The organism is Streptomyces sp. NPDC048506, from assembly GCF_040651315.1.
Taxonomy (GTDB): Bacteria; Actinomycetota; Actinomycetes; order Streptomycetales; family Streptomycetaceae; genus Streptomyces.
The window spans coordinates 1-18,152 of record NZ_JBEZIX010000036.1; the positions used below are offsets into that span (position 1 = coordinate 1).

Annotated in this window: 16 protein-coding genes; 10 read left to right on the top strand and 6 right to left on the bottom strand. The window is 70.3% G+C overall.

Features of this window, described 5'->3' with window-relative positions:
* Nucleotides 1-217: 217 nt before the first annotated feature.
* Together AB0C96_RS27025 and AB0C96_RS27030 are read right to left on the bottom strand one after the other, a co-directional pair.
* Nucleotides 218-883, bottom strand: coding sequence for a class I SAM-dependent methyltransferase (locus AB0C96_RS27025; protein WP_362920692.1), 666 nt, complete (start codon nt 881-883; stop codon nt 218-220).
* A 49-nt stretch (nt 884-932) separates the two neighbouring features.
* Nucleotides 933-2,099, bottom strand: coding sequence for an acyltransferase (locus AB0C96_RS27030; RefSeq protein ID WP_362920694.1), 1,167 nt, complete (start codon nt 2,097-2,099; stop codon nt 933-935).
* 280 nt (nt 2,100-2,379) lie between these two features.
* On the opposite strand from AB0C96_RS27030, the gene AB0C96_RS27035 reads away from it, so the two are divergent.
* On the top strand, nt 2,380-3,678 hold the full coding sequence (locus AB0C96_RS27035) for a cytochrome P450 (RefSeq protein WP_362920696.1): 1,299 nt from the start codon (nt 2,380-2,382) through the stop codon (nt 3,676-3,678).
* A 77-nt stretch (nt 3,679-3,755) separates the two neighbouring features.
* Here AB0C96_RS27035 and AB0C96_RS27040 read toward each other — a convergent pair whose 3' ends face one another.
* On the bottom strand, nt 3,756-5,417 hold the full coding sequence (locus AB0C96_RS27040) for a TlrC/CarA/OleB/SrmB family ABC-F type ribosomal protection protein (RefSeq protein ID WP_362920698.1): 1,662 nt from the start codon (nt 5,415-5,417) through the stop codon (nt 3,756-3,758).
* A 482-nt stretch (nt 5,418-5,899) separates the two neighbouring features.
* Here AB0C96_RS27040 and erm point away from each other — a divergent pair, with 482 nt between their 5' ends.
* Nucleotides 5,900-6,733: a 23S ribosomal RNA methyltransferase Erm gene (erm, locus tag AB0C96_RS27045; protein WP_362920700.1), complete on the top strand. Its 834-nt coding sequence runs from the start codon at nt 5,900-5,902 to the stop codon at nt 6,731-6,733.
* Nucleotides 6,734-6,871: 138 nt separating this feature from the next.
* On the opposite strand, the gene AB0C96_RS27050 is transcribed toward erm, so the two are convergent.
* Complete coding sequence (locus AB0C96_RS27050; protein ID WP_362920702.1) at nt 6,872-7,057, bottom strand: DUF6243 family protein; 186 nt, start codon at nt 7,055-7,057, stop codon at nt 6,872-6,874.
* Nucleotides 7,058-7,178: 121 nt separating this feature from the next.
* Between AB0C96_RS27050 and AB0C96_RS27055 the strand changes: the two genes are divergently transcribed.
* The 6 genes from AB0C96_RS27055 to AB0C96_RS27080 all read left to right on the top strand — a co-directional run bounded on the left by AB0C96_RS27055 (nt 7,179) and on the right by AB0C96_RS27080 (nt 13,369).
* Entirely contained in the window at nt 7,179-7,781 is a 603-nt protein-coding gene (locus AB0C96_RS27055; RefSeq protein ID WP_362920704.1) for a TetR/AcrR family transcriptional regulator, read from the top strand.
* A 136-nt stretch (nt 7,782-7,917) separates the two neighbouring features.
* A complete protein-coding gene (locus AB0C96_RS27060; protein ID WP_362920706.1) occupies nt 7,918-8,487 on the top strand; it encodes a pyridoxal-phosphate dependent enzyme in 570 nt (189 codons plus the stop codon).
* Between the two features lie 90 nt (nt 8,488-8,577).
* A complete protein-coding gene (gene epsC, locus AB0C96_RS27065; RefSeq protein ID WP_362920708.1) occupies nt 8,578-9,171 on the top strand; it encodes a serine O-acetyltransferase EpsC in 594 nt (197 codons plus the stop codon).
* Nucleotides 9,172-9,277: 106 nt separating this feature from the next.
* The gene (locus tag AB0C96_RS27070; protein WP_362920710.1) at nt 9,278-10,543 is read left to right on the top strand and encodes an MFS transporter; all 1,266 of its coding nucleotides are present in this window, start codon (nt 9,278-9,280) and stop codon (nt 10,541-10,543) included.
* A gap of 197 nt (nt 10,544-10,740) precedes the next feature.
* On the top strand, nt 10,741-12,105 hold the full coding sequence (locus tag AB0C96_RS27075; RefSeq protein ID WP_362920712.1) for a hypothetical protein: 1,365 nt from the start codon (nt 10,741-10,743) through the stop codon (nt 12,103-12,105).
* Between the two features lie 229 nt (nt 12,106-12,334).
* Entirely contained in the window at nt 12,335-13,369 is a 1,035-nt protein-coding gene (locus tag AB0C96_RS27080; protein WP_362920714.1) for a UDP-N-acetylmuramate dehydrogenase, read from the top strand.
* Here AB0C96_RS27080 and AB0C96_RS27085 read toward each other — a convergent pair.
* On the bottom strand, nt 13,356-14,198 hold the full coding sequence (locus tag AB0C96_RS27085; RefSeq protein ID WP_362920716.1) for an ABC transporter ATP-binding protein: 843 nt from the start codon (nt 14,196-14,198) through the stop codon (nt 13,356-13,358). The genes AB0C96_RS27080 and AB0C96_RS27085 overlap by 14 nt on opposite strands.
* Before the next feature lie 35 nt (nt 14,199-14,233).
* Nucleotides 14,234-15,286 (bottom strand): iron chelate uptake ABC transporter family permease subunit, encoded by a 1,053-nt coding sequence (locus tag AB0C96_RS27090; RefSeq protein WP_362920719.1) that lies wholly within the window; start codon nt 15,284-15,286, stop codon nt 14,234-14,236.
* A 22-nt stretch (nt 15,287-15,308) separates the two neighbouring features.
* Here AB0C96_RS27090 and AB0C96_RS27095 point away from each other — a divergent pair, with 22 nt between their 5' ends.
* Nucleotides 15,309-16,271 (top strand): ABC transporter substrate-binding protein, encoded by a 963-nt coding sequence (locus AB0C96_RS27095; protein WP_362920721.1) that lies wholly within the window; start codon nt 15,309-15,311, stop codon nt 16,269-16,271.
* Nucleotides 16,272-16,414: 143 nt separating this feature from the next.
* A complete protein-coding gene (locus AB0C96_RS27100; RefSeq protein WP_362920723.1) occupies nt 16,415-18,085 on the top strand; it encodes a sigma-70 family RNA polymerase sigma factor in 1,671 nt (556 codons plus the stop codon).
* Nucleotides 18,086-18,152: the final 67 nt, after the last annotated feature.

Here is an 18,152-nt window from a genome sequence, read left to right on the forward strand (position 1 = left end):
GCGCCGCCCGCGCCCCCCCACCTGCTAGACCCGGGCGCCCGCCCCCGCCCGGGGGGCCGGGGCGGGCCCCGCCCCCCGCCGGGCCGCGGCGCCGGGGGCCCCACGTCCGCACCGCCGCCACGACCACAAGGCCGAGCACTCCCTCGCGTTCGCAGCGGAAGTGCTCGGCCTTGTGGTCGTGGCGGCGGATACGGGGTCCGCACGCGGCGGTGAGACCTCACTCCCGGCGGCGGGCCAGGGTGATCCCGTCGGCGACGGTCAGCAGCGCGATGTCCACGCGCTCGTCGTCGCGCAGCAGGTCGTTGAGCTTGCGCACGGCCACGGTGTCGGGGTCGTCGACGGCCGGATCGGCCACCCAGCCGAAGAACAGCGTGTTGTCGATCGCCACCAGCCCGCCGGGGCGGACCAGCGCCAGCGCCTGCTCGTAGTAGTGCGGATACCCGGTCTTGTCGGCGTCGACGAAGACCAGGTCGAACGCGCCGTCCCCCTCGCGCTCCCGCAGCTCGGCGAGGGTCTCGGCGGCGTCGCCGATGCGCAGGTCGATCCGGTCGGCCACCCCGGCGCGCTGCCAGAACGGGGCGCCCACATCGGGCCACTTGTCGCTGATGTCGCAGGTGACGATCCGGCCGTCGGCCGGCAGCGCCCGCGCCATGCACAGCGTGCTGTAGCCGGTGAACGTCCCGATCTCCAGCACCCGCCGGGCGCCGACGAGCCGGATCAGCAGGGCGAGGAACTGCGCCTCCTCGGGCATGATCTGCATGGCCCGGCCCCCGGGGAGCTGCGCGGTCATCTCGTGCAGTTCACGCAGCAGGTCGTCGTCGCGCAGGGCGACGCTCCGGGCGTAGTCCAGCAGCGCGGGGCTGAGAGCGGTCTGGTCTGCCACGCTCATGGTCCTTTCGGAAGGGCTTGTTCACGACATCAGATTCACGACGTCAGACGCGGATGAGCTTCGGGTCCGTCTCGGTGGTGGACTCCGGTGCGGCGGCGGTTGCCGGGCGGCGGCCGCCGAGCAGGCGCATGCAGGGGCGCTCGACGACGGTGTGCAGCAGCCCACCGGCCAGGATCGCGACCGCCAGCATCGCCAGGGTCACCGCGACCGCGCCCCCGGTGCCCCACTGGCGCGCGTATCCCAACTCGCCGCCCATCAGCCGCTGTCCGTAGCGGATGACCATGAAGTGGACGAGATAGAAGGCGAACGACCACTCGCCCAGCCGTACCAGCACCGCCGAGCGCAGCCCCGTGCGCCGGCCGTTGACATCCGCGTCGGCCAGGGCGGCGATCAGCAGGGCGGCGGGTACGACCGAGCACGCGGCGATGGTGAACATCGGCGGCACCACCTGGGAGAGGCCGTAGCCCGCGCCGAACAGCAGCGCACAGATCCCCACCCCGGGGCCCCGCCACACGCCCGCGCGCAGGATCAGCGCCATCACGATGCCGAGGACGAACTCCAGCATCCGCACCGGCGGCAGCCAGGACGCGAACCACAGCTCGTTCAGCGGCATCCCGGGGGCGGTCTCCGCACTCGCCGGCAACTGGCTCGTCACGAACGGCACACAGATCACGGCCGCGGCGAGAGCGGCGGCGCACCACCACAGCCGCCGTACCGGAATCCTCCGCACCAGCCGGTACCACAGCGGGAACGTCAGATAGAAAGCGAATTCACAGGAGAGCGACCAACTCGGGGTATTGAACCCGGCCACGATGCTGGGTTCCGGAAGCCAGGACTGGACCAGCAGAAGATTGGGCACCAGACCGTCCCAAACGGAACCACCGGGAAGCACCGGCTCCGAGAGGGAGAGGATGATGACGGCCGCCACGACGAAAGTGACGAAATGCAGAGGATAGATCTTCGTGAATCGACGCCGCCAAAAAGCCGAGACGGAATCCCCGTCGCGGGCCGACCACGTCAGGACGAATCCGCTCAGTATGAAGAAGACCGAGACCGCGATCGTGCCGAGCGTGGTGAGGTGCATCAGTGCGGCTGCGACCTGCTGGTCGGCGAAGAATCCCCGCTGGGCGATATGACAGGCGAATACCGCGAACGCCGCCAACCAGCGGAGGCCGGTGAGCGACGGCAGACGGCTGACGCGATGGAGCATCGGTTTCTGGCTCTCCTTCGGAGATGGGGGGAAAGTGAGGCCGTGGAGACCACAGAGAACGGGTCGGGGCAGTCTGCGGTGCGATGAATTCGACCGACAATGCGGAGGTGACACAGTCACCGGCCGACGGTGCCGCCCGCCCGACATCGGTCGAACCTGACAAAGTCGATCTTGCCGGTTATGGGGTCGGTTCCTAGCATTGGCCGTCGCAGTCCCCCACTGTCACGGCTCCCCCCAAAAAACACCCGAGCCGCCCACCCCCACCATTCGGAAGGCAGTGATGAGAACACCGACCGAAGATTCCGCCCCCGCGCCCGTCGAAGTGCCCGTCGAAGAGGCCACCGAAGAGGCCGTCGAGCTGATGGACCCGCAGGTCCTCAACGATCCGTTCGGCACCTTCGCCCGGATCAGGGAAAAGGCGCCGCTGGTGCGCGGCCGGTACCCCTGGGGCGAGCCCTTCTGGATGGCGACGCGCCACGCCGACGTCAAGGCGGTGCTCTCCGATCCGGACCTGGTGAACAACCCCCGTAGCGTGCCGGGAATGGACCTGCCGCACGTCACCGCGCAGGTCCTCGACGAGGCCGACTTCCCCCCGCAGTACGCCCGTTATCTGCTCGACAGCATCCTCTACCAGGACGGCCACGACCACGCGCGGCTGCGGAAGGTGTCCGCGCGGGCCTTCACCGCGCGTCGCGTCGCCCAACTGCGGCCCACCATGGAGGCGATGGTCGACAGGCTGCTCCGGACGCTGCCGGAGCATGCCCGGGACGGCTCGGTGGACCTCCTGGAGCACGTCGCCTATCCGCTGTCCATCGCCACCATCTGCGAGATCGCCGGCGTCCCCGAGGCCGAGCGGCAGCAGTGGCGCGACTGGGGATCGGCGTTCTACACCTTGGACTTCGCTCTTCTGGAGCCCGCGGTGCGCGGTATGGCCGACCACCTCCACACCGCGATCGAACGGCGCCGTGCCGAGCCCATGGACGACCTGCTCACCGGCCTGGTCCAGGCCGAGGGCGACCACGGGGAGCGGCTCACCGACCTGGAGATCGTCACCCTCGTCCTCACCTTCATCACCGCCGGGAACGAGGTCACCGCCCAGTTCATCGGCAATGGCGTCGCCGCCCTGCTCACCCACCCCGACCAGCTCGCGCTGCTCCGCTCCGAGCGCGAGCTGCTGCCGCAAGCGGTCCAGGAGATCATGCGCTGGTGCGGCCCGGTGCAGATCACCCAGCCGCGCTACGCCGTCCGCGACCTCCGGGTCGGCGGTATGCCGGTGCGCAAGGGCGAGCAGGTGATGGCCGTCATAGCCGCCGCCGGATACGACCCGGAGGTCTTCCCCGATCCCGAGCGGTTCGACATCACCCGGACGCCCGGCGCCCGCCGCGAGACCCACGTCGGCTTCGGGTTCGGCCCGCACTACTGCCTGGGCGCGGCGCTCGCCCTCCAGGAGGCCGAGGTGGCGATCGATGCACTGCTGCACCGCTTTCCCGGCCTCGCCCTGGCCGTGCCGCCGTCCGACCTGGAGCGCCAGCTCTTCCCCGGTTCCTGGCGGCTGCGCGCCCTGCCGCTGCGGCTCTGACGCCCTCGCCCCGACGCGCCACCGGGCGGTACTCGGACCTCGTCGAGTACCGCCCGGTGGTGTGCGCCGCACCGGGCTCACGCCGTGACGAACGCGGCGATCCGGCCCTCGCTCAGCGACAGGTGCGAGCCGCTGAACCGCGACCGCATCCGGCGGTCGTGCGTGACGACCACCACGGCGCCCTGGTAGTCCGTGAGCGCCTGCTCCAACTCCTCCACCAGCACGGGGGAGAGGTGGTTGGTGGGCTCGTCCAGCAACAGCAGGTCCACCGGATCGCTCACCAGCCGCGCGAGCTCGATCCGCCGCCGCTGCCCGTACGAGAGGTCGCCCACCCGCTGTGCCAGGTCCGCCGGGCTGAACAGGCCCAGCGACAGCAACGCCTCGGTGTGGTCGTCGAGATGGCCGGGGCGCCCGTGCGCGAAGGCCTCCGGCACGGTCAGCCCGGCCGGCCAGGGCGCCTGCTCCTGCCGCAGGTGCCCCACGCGTCCGGGCACCCGCACCGTCCCGCTGTCCGGTGCCAACTCCCCGGCCAGCACCCGCAACAGCGTGGTCTTGCCCGCCCCGTTGGGCCCGGTGATCAGCAGCCGCTCGCCGGGGCGTACCGACACCGACGCCACGTCCAGCCGGTCCCCGACGCACACGTCGGTGAGCTCCGCCACCGGGGCCTGCGCCGCCTCCTCCGGGCCCGCGGTGGAGATCCGGGCCGTGAAGGTCAGCGGGTCGGCCGGCGGGGCGACGGGGTTCTCCGTCAGGCGGGCCACCCGCTCCTTGGCGTTGCGGATGCGGCCCATCGCGCCGTGTCCACGGCCACGCGACCGGAAGGCGCCATGGCCGAAGACGGCGAACGGCACCTTGCGCGGAATGTTGTCCAGCCGCGCCACGTTGGAGGTGACCAGCTCCCGGTTGCGGTCCAACTCGGCGCGCCACTCCTCGTACTCGCGCAGCCGCCGCTCGCGCTCCGCGGCCTTGGCGGAGAGGTAGCCGTCGTAGCCGTTCCCGTAGCGGGACACCTTGCCGGCGTCCACCTCCAGGATGGTGGTGGTGAGCCGCTCCAGGAACACCCGGTCGTGGGTCACCGCGATCACGGTGCCGCGGTGTGCCCGCAGATGGTTCTCCAGCCAGCTCACCGCCCGGTCGTCCAGGTCGTTGGTCGGCTCGTCCAGCGCCAGCAGTTCGGGTGCCGACGCCAGCGTCGCGGCCAGGGCCAGCCGTGAGCGTTCGCCCCCGGAGAGGGTGCCCAGCCGGCGGTCGCGGTCCAGGCTGGGCAGGCCCAGCCCGTGCAGTGCGATGTCCACCCGGGCGTCGGCTTCGTAGCCGCCGCGAGCCTGGTACTGCTCGACCAGGCCGGCGTAGGACTCCAGCAGGGCGGCCAGTTCCCGGTCCGGGCCCGTCTGATAGGGCCGTTCGGCGAGCTCGGCCTCGGCCCGCCGCATCCCCGCCTCGAGCTCCAGCAGCTCGGCCATGGCGAGGTCGATGGCGTCCTGCACGGTGGCCTCGGGGGGCAGTTCCAGCGTCTGCGCCAGATAGCCGGTGCCGCCGGGGGCGACCACGGTGACGGCGCCGTTGTCGGCCCGCTCCCGCCCGACGATCAACTTGAGCAGGGTGGACTTGCCGGAGCCGTTGTCGCCGATGATGCCGACCTTCTCGCCCGGCTTGATGGTGAAGCCGACCCGGTCGAGTACGACGCGGTCCTGGTAGCGCTTGGTGATGTCATGCAGGGCCAGTTGCGCGGTAAGCACGTGAGGTCCTCCTGTTCACGGTCGAGGATGGGTGGGGAATCCGCGCAGGTGAAAGACCGTCCGGGCGCTCTGGCCCAACAGTGAACGCCGAAGGGGCCGATGGCGGCGGGACGGCGTATTTCAGGAGTGCGCGGATGGATGCGGCGGAGCGGAGCTCGACGCGGCGACATCCTCGACTTTTACAGAGAACCCATGCTGTCCACTCTATGTGATCAATGATGGCCGCGGCAAGCGGGTCAATGGCGTCGCCTGCGAAGAGATCCCGACGGCCATCGGGACGTAAAGCACCGGACCGCGATCGAACGCCCGGGACCTCGCGGATCGTCCCGACAATTCGCCGGCAATGCTGGTTCACGCGGTGACCACCGCCGATCAGCGAACGGCTCGTCGACCGACGCGATCGCGCCTCAGGGTGGCTGAATTCCGTTGGGCGTACGGGCAATTGATGGACCTTCGGGTCATGAATAGGTAAATTGATGTAGGTGAAAACGAAGCCTCTCCTGCCGCCGAAATCTGCCTCCGCTCCCGCCGCGTCGCGCAGCGCCGCACGCAGGGAATGGGGCCAGAATTTCTTCCGGTCGGCGGCCGCCGCCGGCCGGTTTTCCGACCAGCTGGAATGTTCTTATGCCGCCTCGCCCGGTTCCCCGACCGTCCCTTTAATCGTCGAGATAGGCGCGGGCTCCGGAAGGGTGACCAAGGCGCTGGCGTCGGCCGGACGCCCCTTACTCGCGGTGGAGATCGACCGCCACTGGGCGGGTCGACTGGCCGCCGAATCACTGCCCGATGTCACGGTGTTGAACGAGGACTTTCTGACCTTACGGCTGCCCCGGCAGCCGGTCCGTTTGATTGGCAATCTGCCCTTTGTCTCCGGCACCAAGATTCTGAGACGCTGCCTGGAGCTGGGGCCGGACCAGATGCGCCAGGGCGTATTCCTGCTACAGCGTGAGTATGTGGGCAAGCGGACCGGCGCCTGGGGCGGCAACCTTTTCAACGCCCAGTGGGAGCCGTGGTACACGTTCGAGGGCGGACTGGCCTTCTCCCGCCAGGACTTCAGCCCCGTGCCGCGCACCGACACCCAGACGCTGGTGGTGACACCGCGCCGCCGACCGCCCGTACCGTGGCGTGAGCGCACCGCCTATCAGCGGTTCACCCAACAGTTCTTCGACACCGGTCAGTTGACGATCGGTGAGGCCGCGCGAAAGGTGCTGCGCCGCGGCCACGCCCAGTTCGTGCGTGGCGCCGGGGTGCGGACCGACGATCGGGTCAAGGACCTCTCGGTCCGGGACTGGACCGCACTGTTCCGCGCCCACTCGTAGTCGGCGCCCACTCGTAGTCGGTCGACTGCCGACGCCTTCCGCGCCCCGCGCTTCCGGGGCCCGCACTTCCGGGTCCCGGGGGGTGAACCGGCTGCGCACGGTAGCCCGTGCGCAGCCGGCTCTCTCAGGGAGGGGTCCTCACGACGCGGGGGATTCGTCGGAGGACCGCGCTTCCTTGAGCTTTCGCAGCAGCTCACGCTTCTGGTCCTGGGGACTGACGCCACCACCGCGCACTCCGCCCTGCTTTCCGCCGCGCATCGCACTGCGGGACAGGTTGGAGCGGGTGCCGCCGAGGCCCAGCATGTTTCCTGCTCCCTTGGCCATGGGCTTCTCCTTCCGTCGGTGAGCCGAGGCGTTCCGTCTCGGTACGCAAATGAGTCTGGACGATACGTTGCGTCTTGTCAAGACGAGACGTATCGCCTCGTCATGCCCTACGCTATGCGTCATGCCCTCCAACCGCGCACCCGAAGCCGCCCACCGCCGTCGCCGCACCCACAGCGCGATCCTGGGCGCCACGCTGGAACTCGTCCACGAGGTCGGCTATCCGAAGGTGACCATCGAAGGCGTCGCCGCCCGGGCCGGCGTCGGCAAGCAGACCATCTACCGCTGGTGGCCCTCCAAGGCGGCCATACTCCGTGACGCGGTCGTCTCCCTGACCGAGGACATCGCGCGGACCGGGACGGCGATCCGCGACACCGGCGATCTGGAGGCCGACCTCAAGGCCGTTCTGCGGTCCACGATCGACATCATGAGCGACCCGGGGTACGACGTACCCGCCCGCGCCCTCGCCGCCGCCGGCATCGCCGACCCGGAGCTCGGGGAGGAGCTGGTGACGCGCCTGGTGGAGCCCCAATTACGGCTCTGCCTCGAACGCTTGGGCTCCGCCCGGCGAGCCGGCCAGATCGCGCCGGACGTCGATCCGCGGATCGCCGTGGAGATGCTGGCGGGCCCCATCGCCCATCGCTGGCTGCTGGGCGACGCGCCCCTCACCCACGAGTACACCGACGCCCTCGTCGACCTCACGCTCCGCGGCCTGACGCCGCGCTGACGGGACTCAACAAGCTCACCGGAATCCCCGCACGGGCCGTGATGCCGGATTCCGTACCGCAGAGTCTGCTGACCCATCTGTCCGAGGGGGAACCGCCGTCGACCTGGTGCCGGCCTCGGAGTTTCCGCTCGCCATCATGCGGCGCGCTTCGGAGATCGCCGAGGAGGACCCCGGCTGGACGCTGCTGGCGCAGCACCGGAACATGGCGAATGTCGCCGCGCACCAGTTCTTCACGGGCCGGGAGATCGTGGGCCAGCTCGACGGTGTCCGCCCCAGTGCCGTGGTGGCGGCGGTGGGCAGCGGCGGCATGCTCGCCGGCGTGGCCCGGGCGCTGCGGGGCATCGCCCCCGGGCTCTCCGTCATCGGCGTGACCCCCGATGAGCTTCCCTACGGCACGCCCGAACCGCCCAATGCACAACCGAAGTTCGCCGGTGCCGGCGGGTTGACCTACGGGATGCGCCAGCCCTTCGTGGAGAAGCTGCTCCCGGAGTTCGAGAGCGCCCAGGTCGGGCATCGCGAAGCGCTCACGGCGATGTACGACTTCTGGAAGGAGACCGGTACCAGGATCGGTTCCTCGGCCGGCGCGAGCTGGCTGATCGCGCGCGAGAAGGCAAAGAACCTCGGTCCCGACAACACCGTTGTCACGGTCTTCGCGGACTCCGGTTCCAAGGAGGACTGGGAGAAGGCAGAAGGCATGGGGAACTGAGCCGTGCCTCCGTCACAGCCCGACCGGAATCCGAAAGCGGCCGCCGTTCCGTTCGGCCGCCGGCGCACCGGGAACGGCCCACTGTCCTGGATGCTCGAAGACATCGACACGACACTGGCCCGCGACCCCTCGATCGCCTCCTGGGCGGAGGCGGTGTTCCACTCCGCGCTGCCCGCGGTGTGGATCCACCGCGTTGCGCACCACCTGTACGGTCGGCGGCACCGGACAGCCGCCCGCGTGCTGACCAGCTGTGCACGGGTTCTGACCGGAATCGAGATCCACCCGGGGGCACGGGTCGGCCGCCGGCTGTTCATCGACCACGGCACCGGCGTGGTCATCGGCGAGACCGCCGTGCCGGGGGACGACGTCACCATCTACCAGCAGGTGACACTGGGCGCTGTGGGGTGGTGGCGGGACACGCTGCGGCCGAGCGGCGACCGGCGGCACCCGAAAGTCGGCGACCGTGTCACGCTCGGTGTGAACGCGACCGTCCTCGGGCCGCTGGCCATCGGCGACGACGCCCTCACCGGTGCACACGCCCTGGTGCTCGATGATGTGGCGCCCGGGCACCGCATCATGGGCGAGCCCACCGTCGCCCGGCCCCGGAAGAAGTCGGATCCCGGTCCGACAGCGCCTGAGGAATATCCGCCCGCCGGATCCGGCCGGCGGTTGGCCGATAAATAGCCCGTCCACGGCGGGTGCGGCCGGGTGTGGTTAGTGTGGATCTTTGTTGGAGTCACCGGATAACACCGTGAAATCCGCGTCCCCGATGAAGGATCGACCACGTTCCATGACACCCCCTGGCCGCTCCCGCTGGGCCATCGGCTCGCTTCTGGCCGGCGGCATCCTCGTAAACTTCTTTGACCGTACGGTCTTTTCCGTGGCCAGTACGCCACTTGCCGCCGAATTCGGGTTGAGCCTTGGCGAACTCGGCGTGGTACTTGCCGCGTTCAGCTGGTCCTACTGCCTGGTCCAGCTGCCCTCCGGCCTGTTGGTCGACCGGATCGGCGTGAAGTGGCTGAACCGCATCGCCGTCCCGTTATGGGCCGCGGCGAGTCTGCTGACGGCCGTGGCCTCCGGTCTGGGGCTCGTCGTCCTGGCCCGGGTGCTGCTGGGCGTGGCCGAGGGGCCCTCGATGGTCGGCGCCTCGAAGGCGACCGCGGCGTGGTTCCCCACCGCTGAGCGGGGCCGGGCCACCGCGCTGTTCGACGGTGCGACGAAGTTCGCCAACGTACTGGCCTTCCCGGTGCTGGCGTGGGTGATCAGCAGGTACGGCTGGCGAGCCGGGTTCCTGTTCACCACCGTGCTCAGCCTGCTGTTCGCCCTGGCATGGTGGTGGGGCTATCGCGACCCGGCCGAGCACCCCCGGCCTCCTGGTGCGGAGCACGCCCGCGGGCGAGGTGGCACGACGGGCGGACTGCGCGGCGTACTGGGTTCCCGGCGGATCTGGGCGATCTCACTGGGCTTCGCCTGCTACGGCTACACCATCAATGTGGTGCTCACCTGGATGCCGGTGTACTTCCAGCGGGAGTTCGGCGTGGCACTGGGCTCCGCGGGCCTGTACTCCATGGTGCCGTGGCTGGTGGCGACCGTGGCCGAGCTCGTCTGCGGAGGATGGCTGGTCGACCGCATGGTGCGCGGTGGCGGGGACGCCGTGGCCGGCCGCCGGCCGGTGCTGCTGGGCGGGCTGGCGCTGGGCGCGACCATCGGCTGCGCGGGGTGGGCCGACTCGCCCCTCGGCGCGGTCTTCTGGATGTCCCTCTCCCTCGGCGGGCTCGCGGTGGCCGCGCCCGTGGCGTGGAGCCTGCCGGGGCTCCTGGCCCCACCGGATGCGGTGGGTGCGGTCGGCGGGCTGATGAATTTCGCCAATACGTTGGCCACCACCGGTGGGGTGCTGCTGACCGGTTGGTTGGCCGAAATCACCGGGTCCTTCGATGCGCCTCTTGCGTTCGCCGTCGTGGTGCTGGTCGTCGGTGGCTTGCTCTACTGGCCGGCGCTGCGGGCGGATCGTGCACCCCCTGCCGTCACTGCCGAATCGGCGAAAGCATTCAACTGAAAAGCTGCGACGAATATCGGTCAACTGGCCGTCGAAACGCTTTGAGGTCTTCCTGCCGGACCGAGGTGTATCTCGCGCCACTTCGGCAATGCGGCCCCGTCCTATTGCGTTTGGGTATCGGTCCGCTCGATGCGACGATAGGTCGGAGTTCCTTAGCATCGAAGGCTGTTCAAAGCGAGATGGGGCGTCGTAAGCGGATGAACAACACCTCGATATTGGCCGCGTGCCTGCGCCGGCTGTCCTGGTCCCCGGACCGGCTGGCCCGGGAGATCAACAGGGTCTGTGGTGCGGGCACCATCAGCGCCAAGGCGCCGTACAACTGGCTCAAGGGGTCGTGTCCGCGTCACGGCCTGCCCCGCGTGGTCTCCGAGATCCTCGCCGAACGGCTGGGGGAGCCGGTACCGCTCCACTCGCTGTGGCCCGACAAATTCCCGCCCACGGAACCGGATTCCGGTCCGGACCGACTACCGGGCACACCACCGGAGCCGTGCCACTCCGTATGCCGGGTTCCGCCGGCACAGCGGTGCCTGTCCCCCTCCACCACCGCGACGGGCCAACAGGGCCTGGCCATTGCGGCCGTGGACTGGCTCCTCAACACCGATACCCCGCCCCGTGGACAGCGGGGCGTCGAGGGGGTCGATGCCGCGGTGCTGAGCCTGATCGGCGAGCGCATCAGCCAGTTCCGCCTGCTCGACGACGACCGCGGGGGCAGGCTGCTCCTGGACTGGGCGGTCCAGGACCTACGGTGGGCCATGTCCCTCGTCGACACCTGCTCGTACGACCAGGAGACCGGCATCCGGCTGCACCGGCTCGTGGCCGAACTCGCCCACATCGTCGGCTGGGTGGCCGCCGACCTCGGTGACGAAGCCCACGGCAGGCACTACTTGCTCCAAGCCCTGCGTTCCGCACGCCTGGCGGGTGATCGCGCTCTGGCTGCGCACGTCCTCTCCTGCCTCAGCTACCTGGCCATGTGGCACGGCCGTGGCGAGGAGGCGCTGCGGTTGATCCGGATCGCGCGAAAGGGCACCGCCGGCCAGGCCCCCAGCCCCGGACAGGCACTGCTGGTCAGCCGTCAGGCCAGGGCCCACGCCAGCCTCGGAGACCGGGACGGCTGCGCACGTGCGCTGGAGGAGACCGCCGCCATCTACGAGGCCATGGGTGACGAACAGGGGATGACCGAGCCCCGGGGCCAGGAGCCTTGGGCCTACTGGGTCACCCGCGCCGTGCTGGTCGGCGACGCCGGTCGAGCCTGGCTGGAGGTCGGTAGGCCCGGCCGCGCCGCCTTCGAGCTGGCCCGTGGCCTGGAACTGTTCGACGGCAGCCAGCCGCGCAACCGCCTGCTGCACCAGACCTCGCTGGCCGAGGCGCGGCTGCTACTGGGCGAGCTCGACGGTGCGGCCCAGGCCGCCGGGGCGGCACTGGACCTCGCCGGTCAGGTCGCCTCGGCGCGCGGCCGTACCCGTCTGACCGGTCTCCGCCGGCAACTCCAGCGCCATGACGCGGCCGACGTCCGTCGGATCGTCCAGCGGACCGACGACGTACTGGGCTGTACTCGCCTGTGAGCTGCGGCCGGGGCGGTGCGGTATGGCCCGGCGCCTGAACGGACCGGGCGGGCGCAGCCTTCGGGGCACGGGCCGGGAGAACCGTCCCCGTTCAGTCGCTGAACAATGAGTAGGCAGACGATACTGTCTGCGACGCCGGGAGTCTGCTGTCATATGAATGGAAACGGGCTCTCTCAAGCAAACTCACCCACTTTTGTGATTCCTGGTACGCGTTTATAAGGAGCCCACTATGCGCGTCAGTTACGGGACGCCACTCGCCCCGTTGACGACCCTCGGTATCGGCGGACCGGCCACGTCCCTGGTGGAACTCCACGAACTCGCCGAATTCCCCGACTTCGTCGAGGAGGTGCGCCACTGCCCCGCCCCACCCGTATGCCTCGGAGAGGGCAGCAACGTCCTCGTCGGCGACCAGGGGTCCACCCTCCCGGTCCTGCGGATCGCCACTCGGGGCTTACGGGTGGTGGGAACGGACGACCACAACCGGGTGCTGGTGGAGGTGCAGGCCGGGCACCCGCTGTGGGATCTCGTGGAGACGCTGATTGCCGAGGGGCTGGTCGGGATGGAGATGCTGGCGGGCATTCCCGGCACCGTCGGCGCGACGCCCGTGCAGAACGTCGGAGCGTACGGGCAGGAAGTGTCCGACACCCTGCGCAGCGTGGAGGCGTGGGACTGGGAACGGGGCCGCCGGGTCAGCCTGAACGCGTCCGAGTGCGCACTGGGCCACCGCAGCAGCATGTTCAAGAGGACCCGGCGCTGGACCGTGCTGTCCCTGCTCTTCGCCCTGCGCCGGGCCGAGTTGAGCTGCCCGGTGACGTACCGCAGCGTGGCCGAGGAGTTGGACGTACCGCTGGGCAGCAGCGTGCCCCCGGATCAGGCAGCCCAAGCGGTCCTGGCGGTGCGCCGCAGGAAGGGCATGGTGCTGGACTCCTGCGAGAAGGACCGGCGTTCCATCGGCAGCGTCTTCTTCAGCCCGGAGGTCGGCGGTGCGAGAGCCGCGGAGCTGCGGGACCTGGGCGCGCCGGTGTCCCGCTTTCCCGACGGCTCCACGCGGGTGAGTGCGAGCTGGCTCATCCGGCAGGCGGGCTTCGCTCTGAACCACCCCCTCACACCCGGCGTCCGGATCTCCTCCGTGCACTACACCCTCGTCGCCGACGACGGGGCCAGCGCGGCGGGCTTCCGCGAAGCCGTCGACATGGTGTTGCGGCAGGTGCTCGACCGCACCGGCGTCCTGCTCACACCGGAGATCGACTTCATCGGGGACTGACCGCGCCGGTGGCCGGCCCGGTGCTCGCAGTCGTGCAGTGGTGGCGCCCGATGGGCACGATCAGCGGAGTGCCCGAGACCGGGTCGGGGATGATCCGGCAGTCCATACCGAAGACCGTCCGCATCAGGTCCTCGGTCACGATCTGCGAGGGCGGACCCTCGACGACGATCGTGCCGTCGGCCATCACCACGATGCGGTCGGCGTAGCGGCAGGCGAGGTTGAGGTCGTGCAGCACCGCGACGACGGTGGTGCCGTCCCTGCCGTTGAGGTCGGTCAGCAGGTCCAGCACCTCGATCTGGTGCGGCACGTCGAGATAGGTCGTCGGCTCGTCGAGCAGGAGCAGTCCGGTGCGCTGGGCGCGCGCCATCGCGATCCACACCCGCTGCCGCTGCCCGCCGGAGAGCTCGTCCACCAGGCGCTCGGCGAGCTCCAGAGTGCCGGTGGCGAGCAGCGCCTGCGCCACCGCGTCCTCGTCCTCGGCGCTCCATCGCCGCAGCCACCCTTGGTGCGGATGACGGCCCTGTCCCACCAGCTCGCCGACGCGGATCCCGGGCGGCGCGACGGGCGCCTGCGGCAGGATGCCGAGCACGGCGGCGACCTGCCGCGTCGACATCGTGTGGATGTTCCGGCCGTCCAGACACACCGCGCCCGAAGCCGGGCGCTGGAGCCGCGCCAGCGCCCGCAGCAAGGTGGACTTGCCGCAGCCGTTCGGGCCCACGATCACCGTGACCTCGCCCGGGGGGACGTCGAACGACAGACGTCTGAGGACCTCCCGCCCGTCGTAGCCCAGCCGGACCTCCTCCGCGCGCAGCACATGCGGTTCGGTCATCCGACCCCGTCCTCCGTCCCTTCGTCCGGTCATGGTCATCCGCCGCGTCCCGAGCGGTTGGTGCCGGCCAGCACGAGAAGCAGATACGGGGCTCCCACGGCACCGGTCACCACACCCACCGGTAGCTCCGTCGAGCCGAACAGATGCTGACCGACGAAGTCGGACACCGGCATCAGCACCGCGCCGGCCAGCGTCGCTGCCGTCAACGGGGGTCTGCTCCCGCGCAGCAGCCCGCGCGCGATCGGCGCGCTGACCAGGGCCACGAACGGGACCGGGCCGACCGCCGCGGTCGCCACCGCGGCCAGCGCCACCGCCAGCAGCGCGAGCCGGCGGGAGGCCACCCGCACCCCGAGCCCGGTCGCGGTGTCGTCGCCGAACTGGAGCACCGTCAGCGAGCGCGCCAGCATCGCCGTGGCGGGCAGCAGCGGGGCCAGGCACAGCGCGAGCGTCCCGGCGTGCGGCCAGCTGCGGCCGTCCAGGCTCCCGGTCAGCCACTCCAGTGCCCGCTGGGCATCGCTGACCTGTGCGGTGGCCATCAGGTAGGAGATCAGACTGGACAGCACCGCCGCGATCCCGATGCCGACGAGGACGAGGCGGTACCCGCTCACCCCGTTCCGCCACGCGAGCAGGTAGATGAGGGCGGCCGTGACCAGCGCACCCGCCAACGCCCCGAACGAGACCGTCATTCCGCCCACCCCGAGGACCAGCACGCACACGACGGCCGCGGCGCTCGCGCCCGAGGTGATGCCGATGACGTCCGGGCTGGCCAGCGGGTTGCGGATCAGACTCTGGAAGAGCGCGCCGGACAGACCGAACGCCGCTCCGGCCAGCATGGCCGTCAGCACCCGCGGCAGCCGGACGTCAAGGACGAAGAAGTCGCTTTCCCAGGAGGCACTGCCGAAGAACCGTCCGGTGAGCGACCCGATCACCTCCGGCAGCGGCAGGTCGAACTCGCCCAGCGTCAGCGTGGCGATGAACGCCCCGAGCACGACGAGTACCAGGGCAGCGGTCGCGGCCCAGGTGCGCCTTCTGCCGCGGCGGCGTGCCGCCGCCACGATCTGCCGTGCGGCTTTCGCAGCCTTGAACACCCCTGTGTACCCGAGGAGTTGTATGGTGCCCCTGCCCGGCCGTCGACGGTTTCTGACCACCGGTGCCCTCGGGCTCTTCGCGCTCGGCGCGGCGGGCTGCTCACCCCCGGAGGCCGGTCGTGGACGAGCCGTCCTCGGCCGGACCGTCTGGAGCTTCACCGACGACGCCGGGCGCACGGTCCGACGGGACAGGCGCCCGCGACGTATCGTGGCGTACACCACCGCGGCCGCGGCCCTGTGGGACTACGGAATCCGCCCGGTCGGTGTGTACGGCGCCTTACGGAAGCAGGGCGGTGGCAAGGACGTCACCGTGGTCGGCGAGGTGAACCTCAGCCGGGTGGCCGTGGTCGGGGGCACCTGGGGCCGTATCAGCGTCGAGCGGATGGGCAAGCTGCACCCGGACCTCGTCGTCGACCCTCTCCAGTACGGCGCGCCGCAGATCGACCGGAGCAGCCTGGAGCTCGTCGAAGAGCTGGCTCCCCTGGTGTCCATAGAGGTGTACGGAGCCAAGGTCGACACCGCCGCGCGGCGTTACGCCGACTTGGCCGCCGCCCTCGGAGCGGATTTCACCGCACCGGAGCTGCGGCGCGGGCAAGCGGCCTACGCCGCCGCTCGCGACCGGGCGCGCCGGGCCATCAAAGGCAAGCCCGGACTGCGGGTCCTGTTCGCCTCCGCCGACCAGGACGGCATCCGGATCAGCAAGGCGGGATGCCCCTCCCTCGGCGATTTCGAGAGCCTGGGCCTCGACGTCGTCAAACCCACCGGCGGCAACCGCTACATGGAAAGACTCTCCTGGGAAGTCGTCGACCGCTATCCGGCCGATCTCATCCTCCTCGACGTGCGCTCCAGCAGTCTTCAGCCGGCGGACCTGAGCAGCAACGGCCTGTGGCGAAGCCTCCCCGCCGTCCGCGCCGGCCAACTCGGCCCCTGGAACCCCGAGCGGACGCGATTGTGCAGCAATTTCTCCGTGAGTTTACGCATTTAGCGCTGATGAGCGCTCTCGCCCGTTTCGGTCGCGTGTGACGTCGGCCTCATGAAAATGCGCCACGGTTTTCTGTTATCCGGCCACGGCGGAAGGATCCCCAGCCATAGAACGACCGACTGCACAGTGAGGAAGGAAGCCGGAACGTGAACCCACATCCTGGAGCAGCGACTGTGGTGGCCGCGCGTGCTGGGGATCAGCAGGCGCAGGACGAGCTTGTGGCCGGCTTTCTGCCGTTGGTCTACAACATCGTGGGCCGTGCACTTCGCGGACATGCCGATGTCGACGACGTGGTGCAGGAGGCCATGCTCCGCATGTTGCAGGGGCTCGACGGGCTGCGCGATCCCGACCGGTTCCGCTCGTGGCTGGTGGCCGTGACGATGAACGAGATACGCCGGCACTGGCGCAGCAGGCAGGCGTCGCCGGCCGATACCAGGGTGGACGACGTCACCGACCTCGCCGATCCCGCTACCGACTTCGTCGATCTGACCATCATCCGCCTGGGCCTCGCCGGCCAGCGCAGGGAGGTCGCCGAGGCCACCCGGTGGCTGGACGAGGACGACCGCGCACTGCTGTCGCTGTGGTGGCTGGAGGCCGCGGGCGAGCTCACCCGTGAAGAGGTGGCCGCAGCCCTGGAACTGCCCCAGCAACACACGGCGGTACGGGTGCAGCGGATGAAGATCCAGTTGGAAACGGCCAGGGTCGTCGTGCGTGCGCTGTCGGCAGAGCCGCGCTGCCAGGAACTGCTGGCGATGGTGGCCCACTGGGACGGCGTCCCCTCCGCGCTGTGGCGTAAGCGAATAGCCCGGCACGCGCGTGGCTGCGCGGCGTGTTCGGGGTACTGGATCGGCCTGGTGCCGGCGGAAGGGCTGCTCGTCGGTCTCGGCCTGGTGCCGCCGGCGGCCGGCCTGCTCTGGCTGGTGTCCGGCAGCCACGGCGCGTCCGTCGTCAACGTGGCCTTCCAGCAGGGAATGTCCGGCCGCGGCGGCGAGCGGGTGGTCAGGACGGCGGTGCGGCGGGGTGCACATCGCGCGCCCAAGCCGAGCGGCGGGGGCGTCCGCCGGATCCTGCACGCCCGCCCCCGGGGCGCGGGCGTGGTCGCCGGAGGCGCCGCCGCGACCGCTACCGCTGCCGCAGCCGCGTTGTCCCTCGCTCTCGTCCCCTCGGGTAGCGGCCACGACACCACGAGTGCGGCTGCCGCGCCCCGGCACACGCCGGCGACGTCGGTGAGCTCACCCAGCCCGACACCCTTGGCCCGCCGTTCCAGCAGTACGCCTTCCTCGCGGCCCACGACGACACCAAGCCGCAAGGAGACCACCGCGGCGAGCCGGGACGAACGACCTTCCCGCCCGCCGCTGACCGCATCCCCGGTGCAGACGCCCCGGCCGAGCCCCACGGTCGACGCCGCCCAGCAGGTCCTCGCCCTGATCAACAAGGCGCGCGCCGACAACGGTCTGCCGCCCTACACCCTCGCTTCGGGGCTCACCCGCAGTGCACAGGCCCACAACACCGTGATGGACGACGGATGTGGTCTGTCCCACCAGTGCCCGGGTGAAGCGGCTCTGGGGGAACGGGAGACGGCTCAGGGCGTGCGCTGGGGAGCGGCCGGAGAGAACATCGGGCAGGCGTCGGCGGGGCCGGATCCCCAGCAGATCGCTGCCGCTGCCGTCGGCCTGACGCAGTCCATGCTGAACGAGCAGCCGCCCAACGACGGGCACCGGCGCAACATTCTCAGCACGGCGTTCCGTCACGTCGGCATAGGCGTCCACCGGGATGCCAAGGGCACCGTCTGGCTCACTCAGGACTTCTCCGACTGAGTGCTGCGACCAACGGTCCACCAGACGCCTTCAGCGGTCGGCGCTCAGCGGCCACCGCCGGATTCCT

Bases quoted from the DNA above. Each gene is read 5' to 3' on its own strand.
- AB0C96_RS27030 (WP_362920694.1), bottom strand. From the start codon at position 2,099: ATGCTCCATCGCGTCAGCCGTCTGCCGTCGCTCACCGGCCTCCGCTGG.
- AB0C96_RS27035 (WP_362920696.1), top strand. From the start codon at position 2,380: ATGAGAACACCGACCGAAGATTCCGCCCCCGCGCCCGTCGAAGTGCCC.
- AB0C96_RS27050 (WP_362920702.1), bottom strand. From the start codon at position 7,057: ATGGCCAAGGGAGCAGGAAACATGCTGGGCCTCGGCGGCACCCGCTCC.
- AB0C96_RS27055 (WP_362920704.1), top strand. From the start codon at position 7,179: ATGCCCTCCAACCGCGCACCCGAAGCCGCCCACCGCCGTCGCCGCACC.
- AB0C96_RS27060 (WP_362920706.1), top strand. From the start codon at position 7,918: ATGCGGCGCGCTTCGGAGATCGCCGAGGAGGACCCCGGCTGGACGCTG.
- epsC (WP_362920708.1), top strand. From the start codon at position 8,578: ATGCTCGAAGACATCGACACGACACTGGCCCGCGACCCCTCGATCGCC.
- AB0C96_RS27070 (WP_362920710.1), top strand. From the start codon at position 9,278: ATGACACCCCCTGGCCGCTCCCGCTGGGCCATCGGCTCGCTTCTGGCC.
- AB0C96_RS27075 (WP_362920712.1), top strand. From the start codon at position 10,741: ATGAACAACACCTCGATATTGGCCGCGTGCCTGCGCCGGCTGTCCTGG.
- AB0C96_RS27080 (WP_362920714.1), top strand. From the start codon at position 12,335: ATGCGCGTCAGTTACGGGACGCCACTCGCCCCGTTGACGACCCTCGGT.
- AB0C96_RS27085 (WP_362920716.1), bottom strand. From the start codon at position 14,198: ATGACCGAACCGCATGTGCTGCGCGCGGAGGAGGTCCGGCTGGGCTAC.
- AB0C96_RS27095 (WP_362920721.1), top strand. From the start codon at position 15,309: ATGGTGCCCCTGCCCGGCCGTCGACGGTTTCTGACCACCGGTGCCCTC.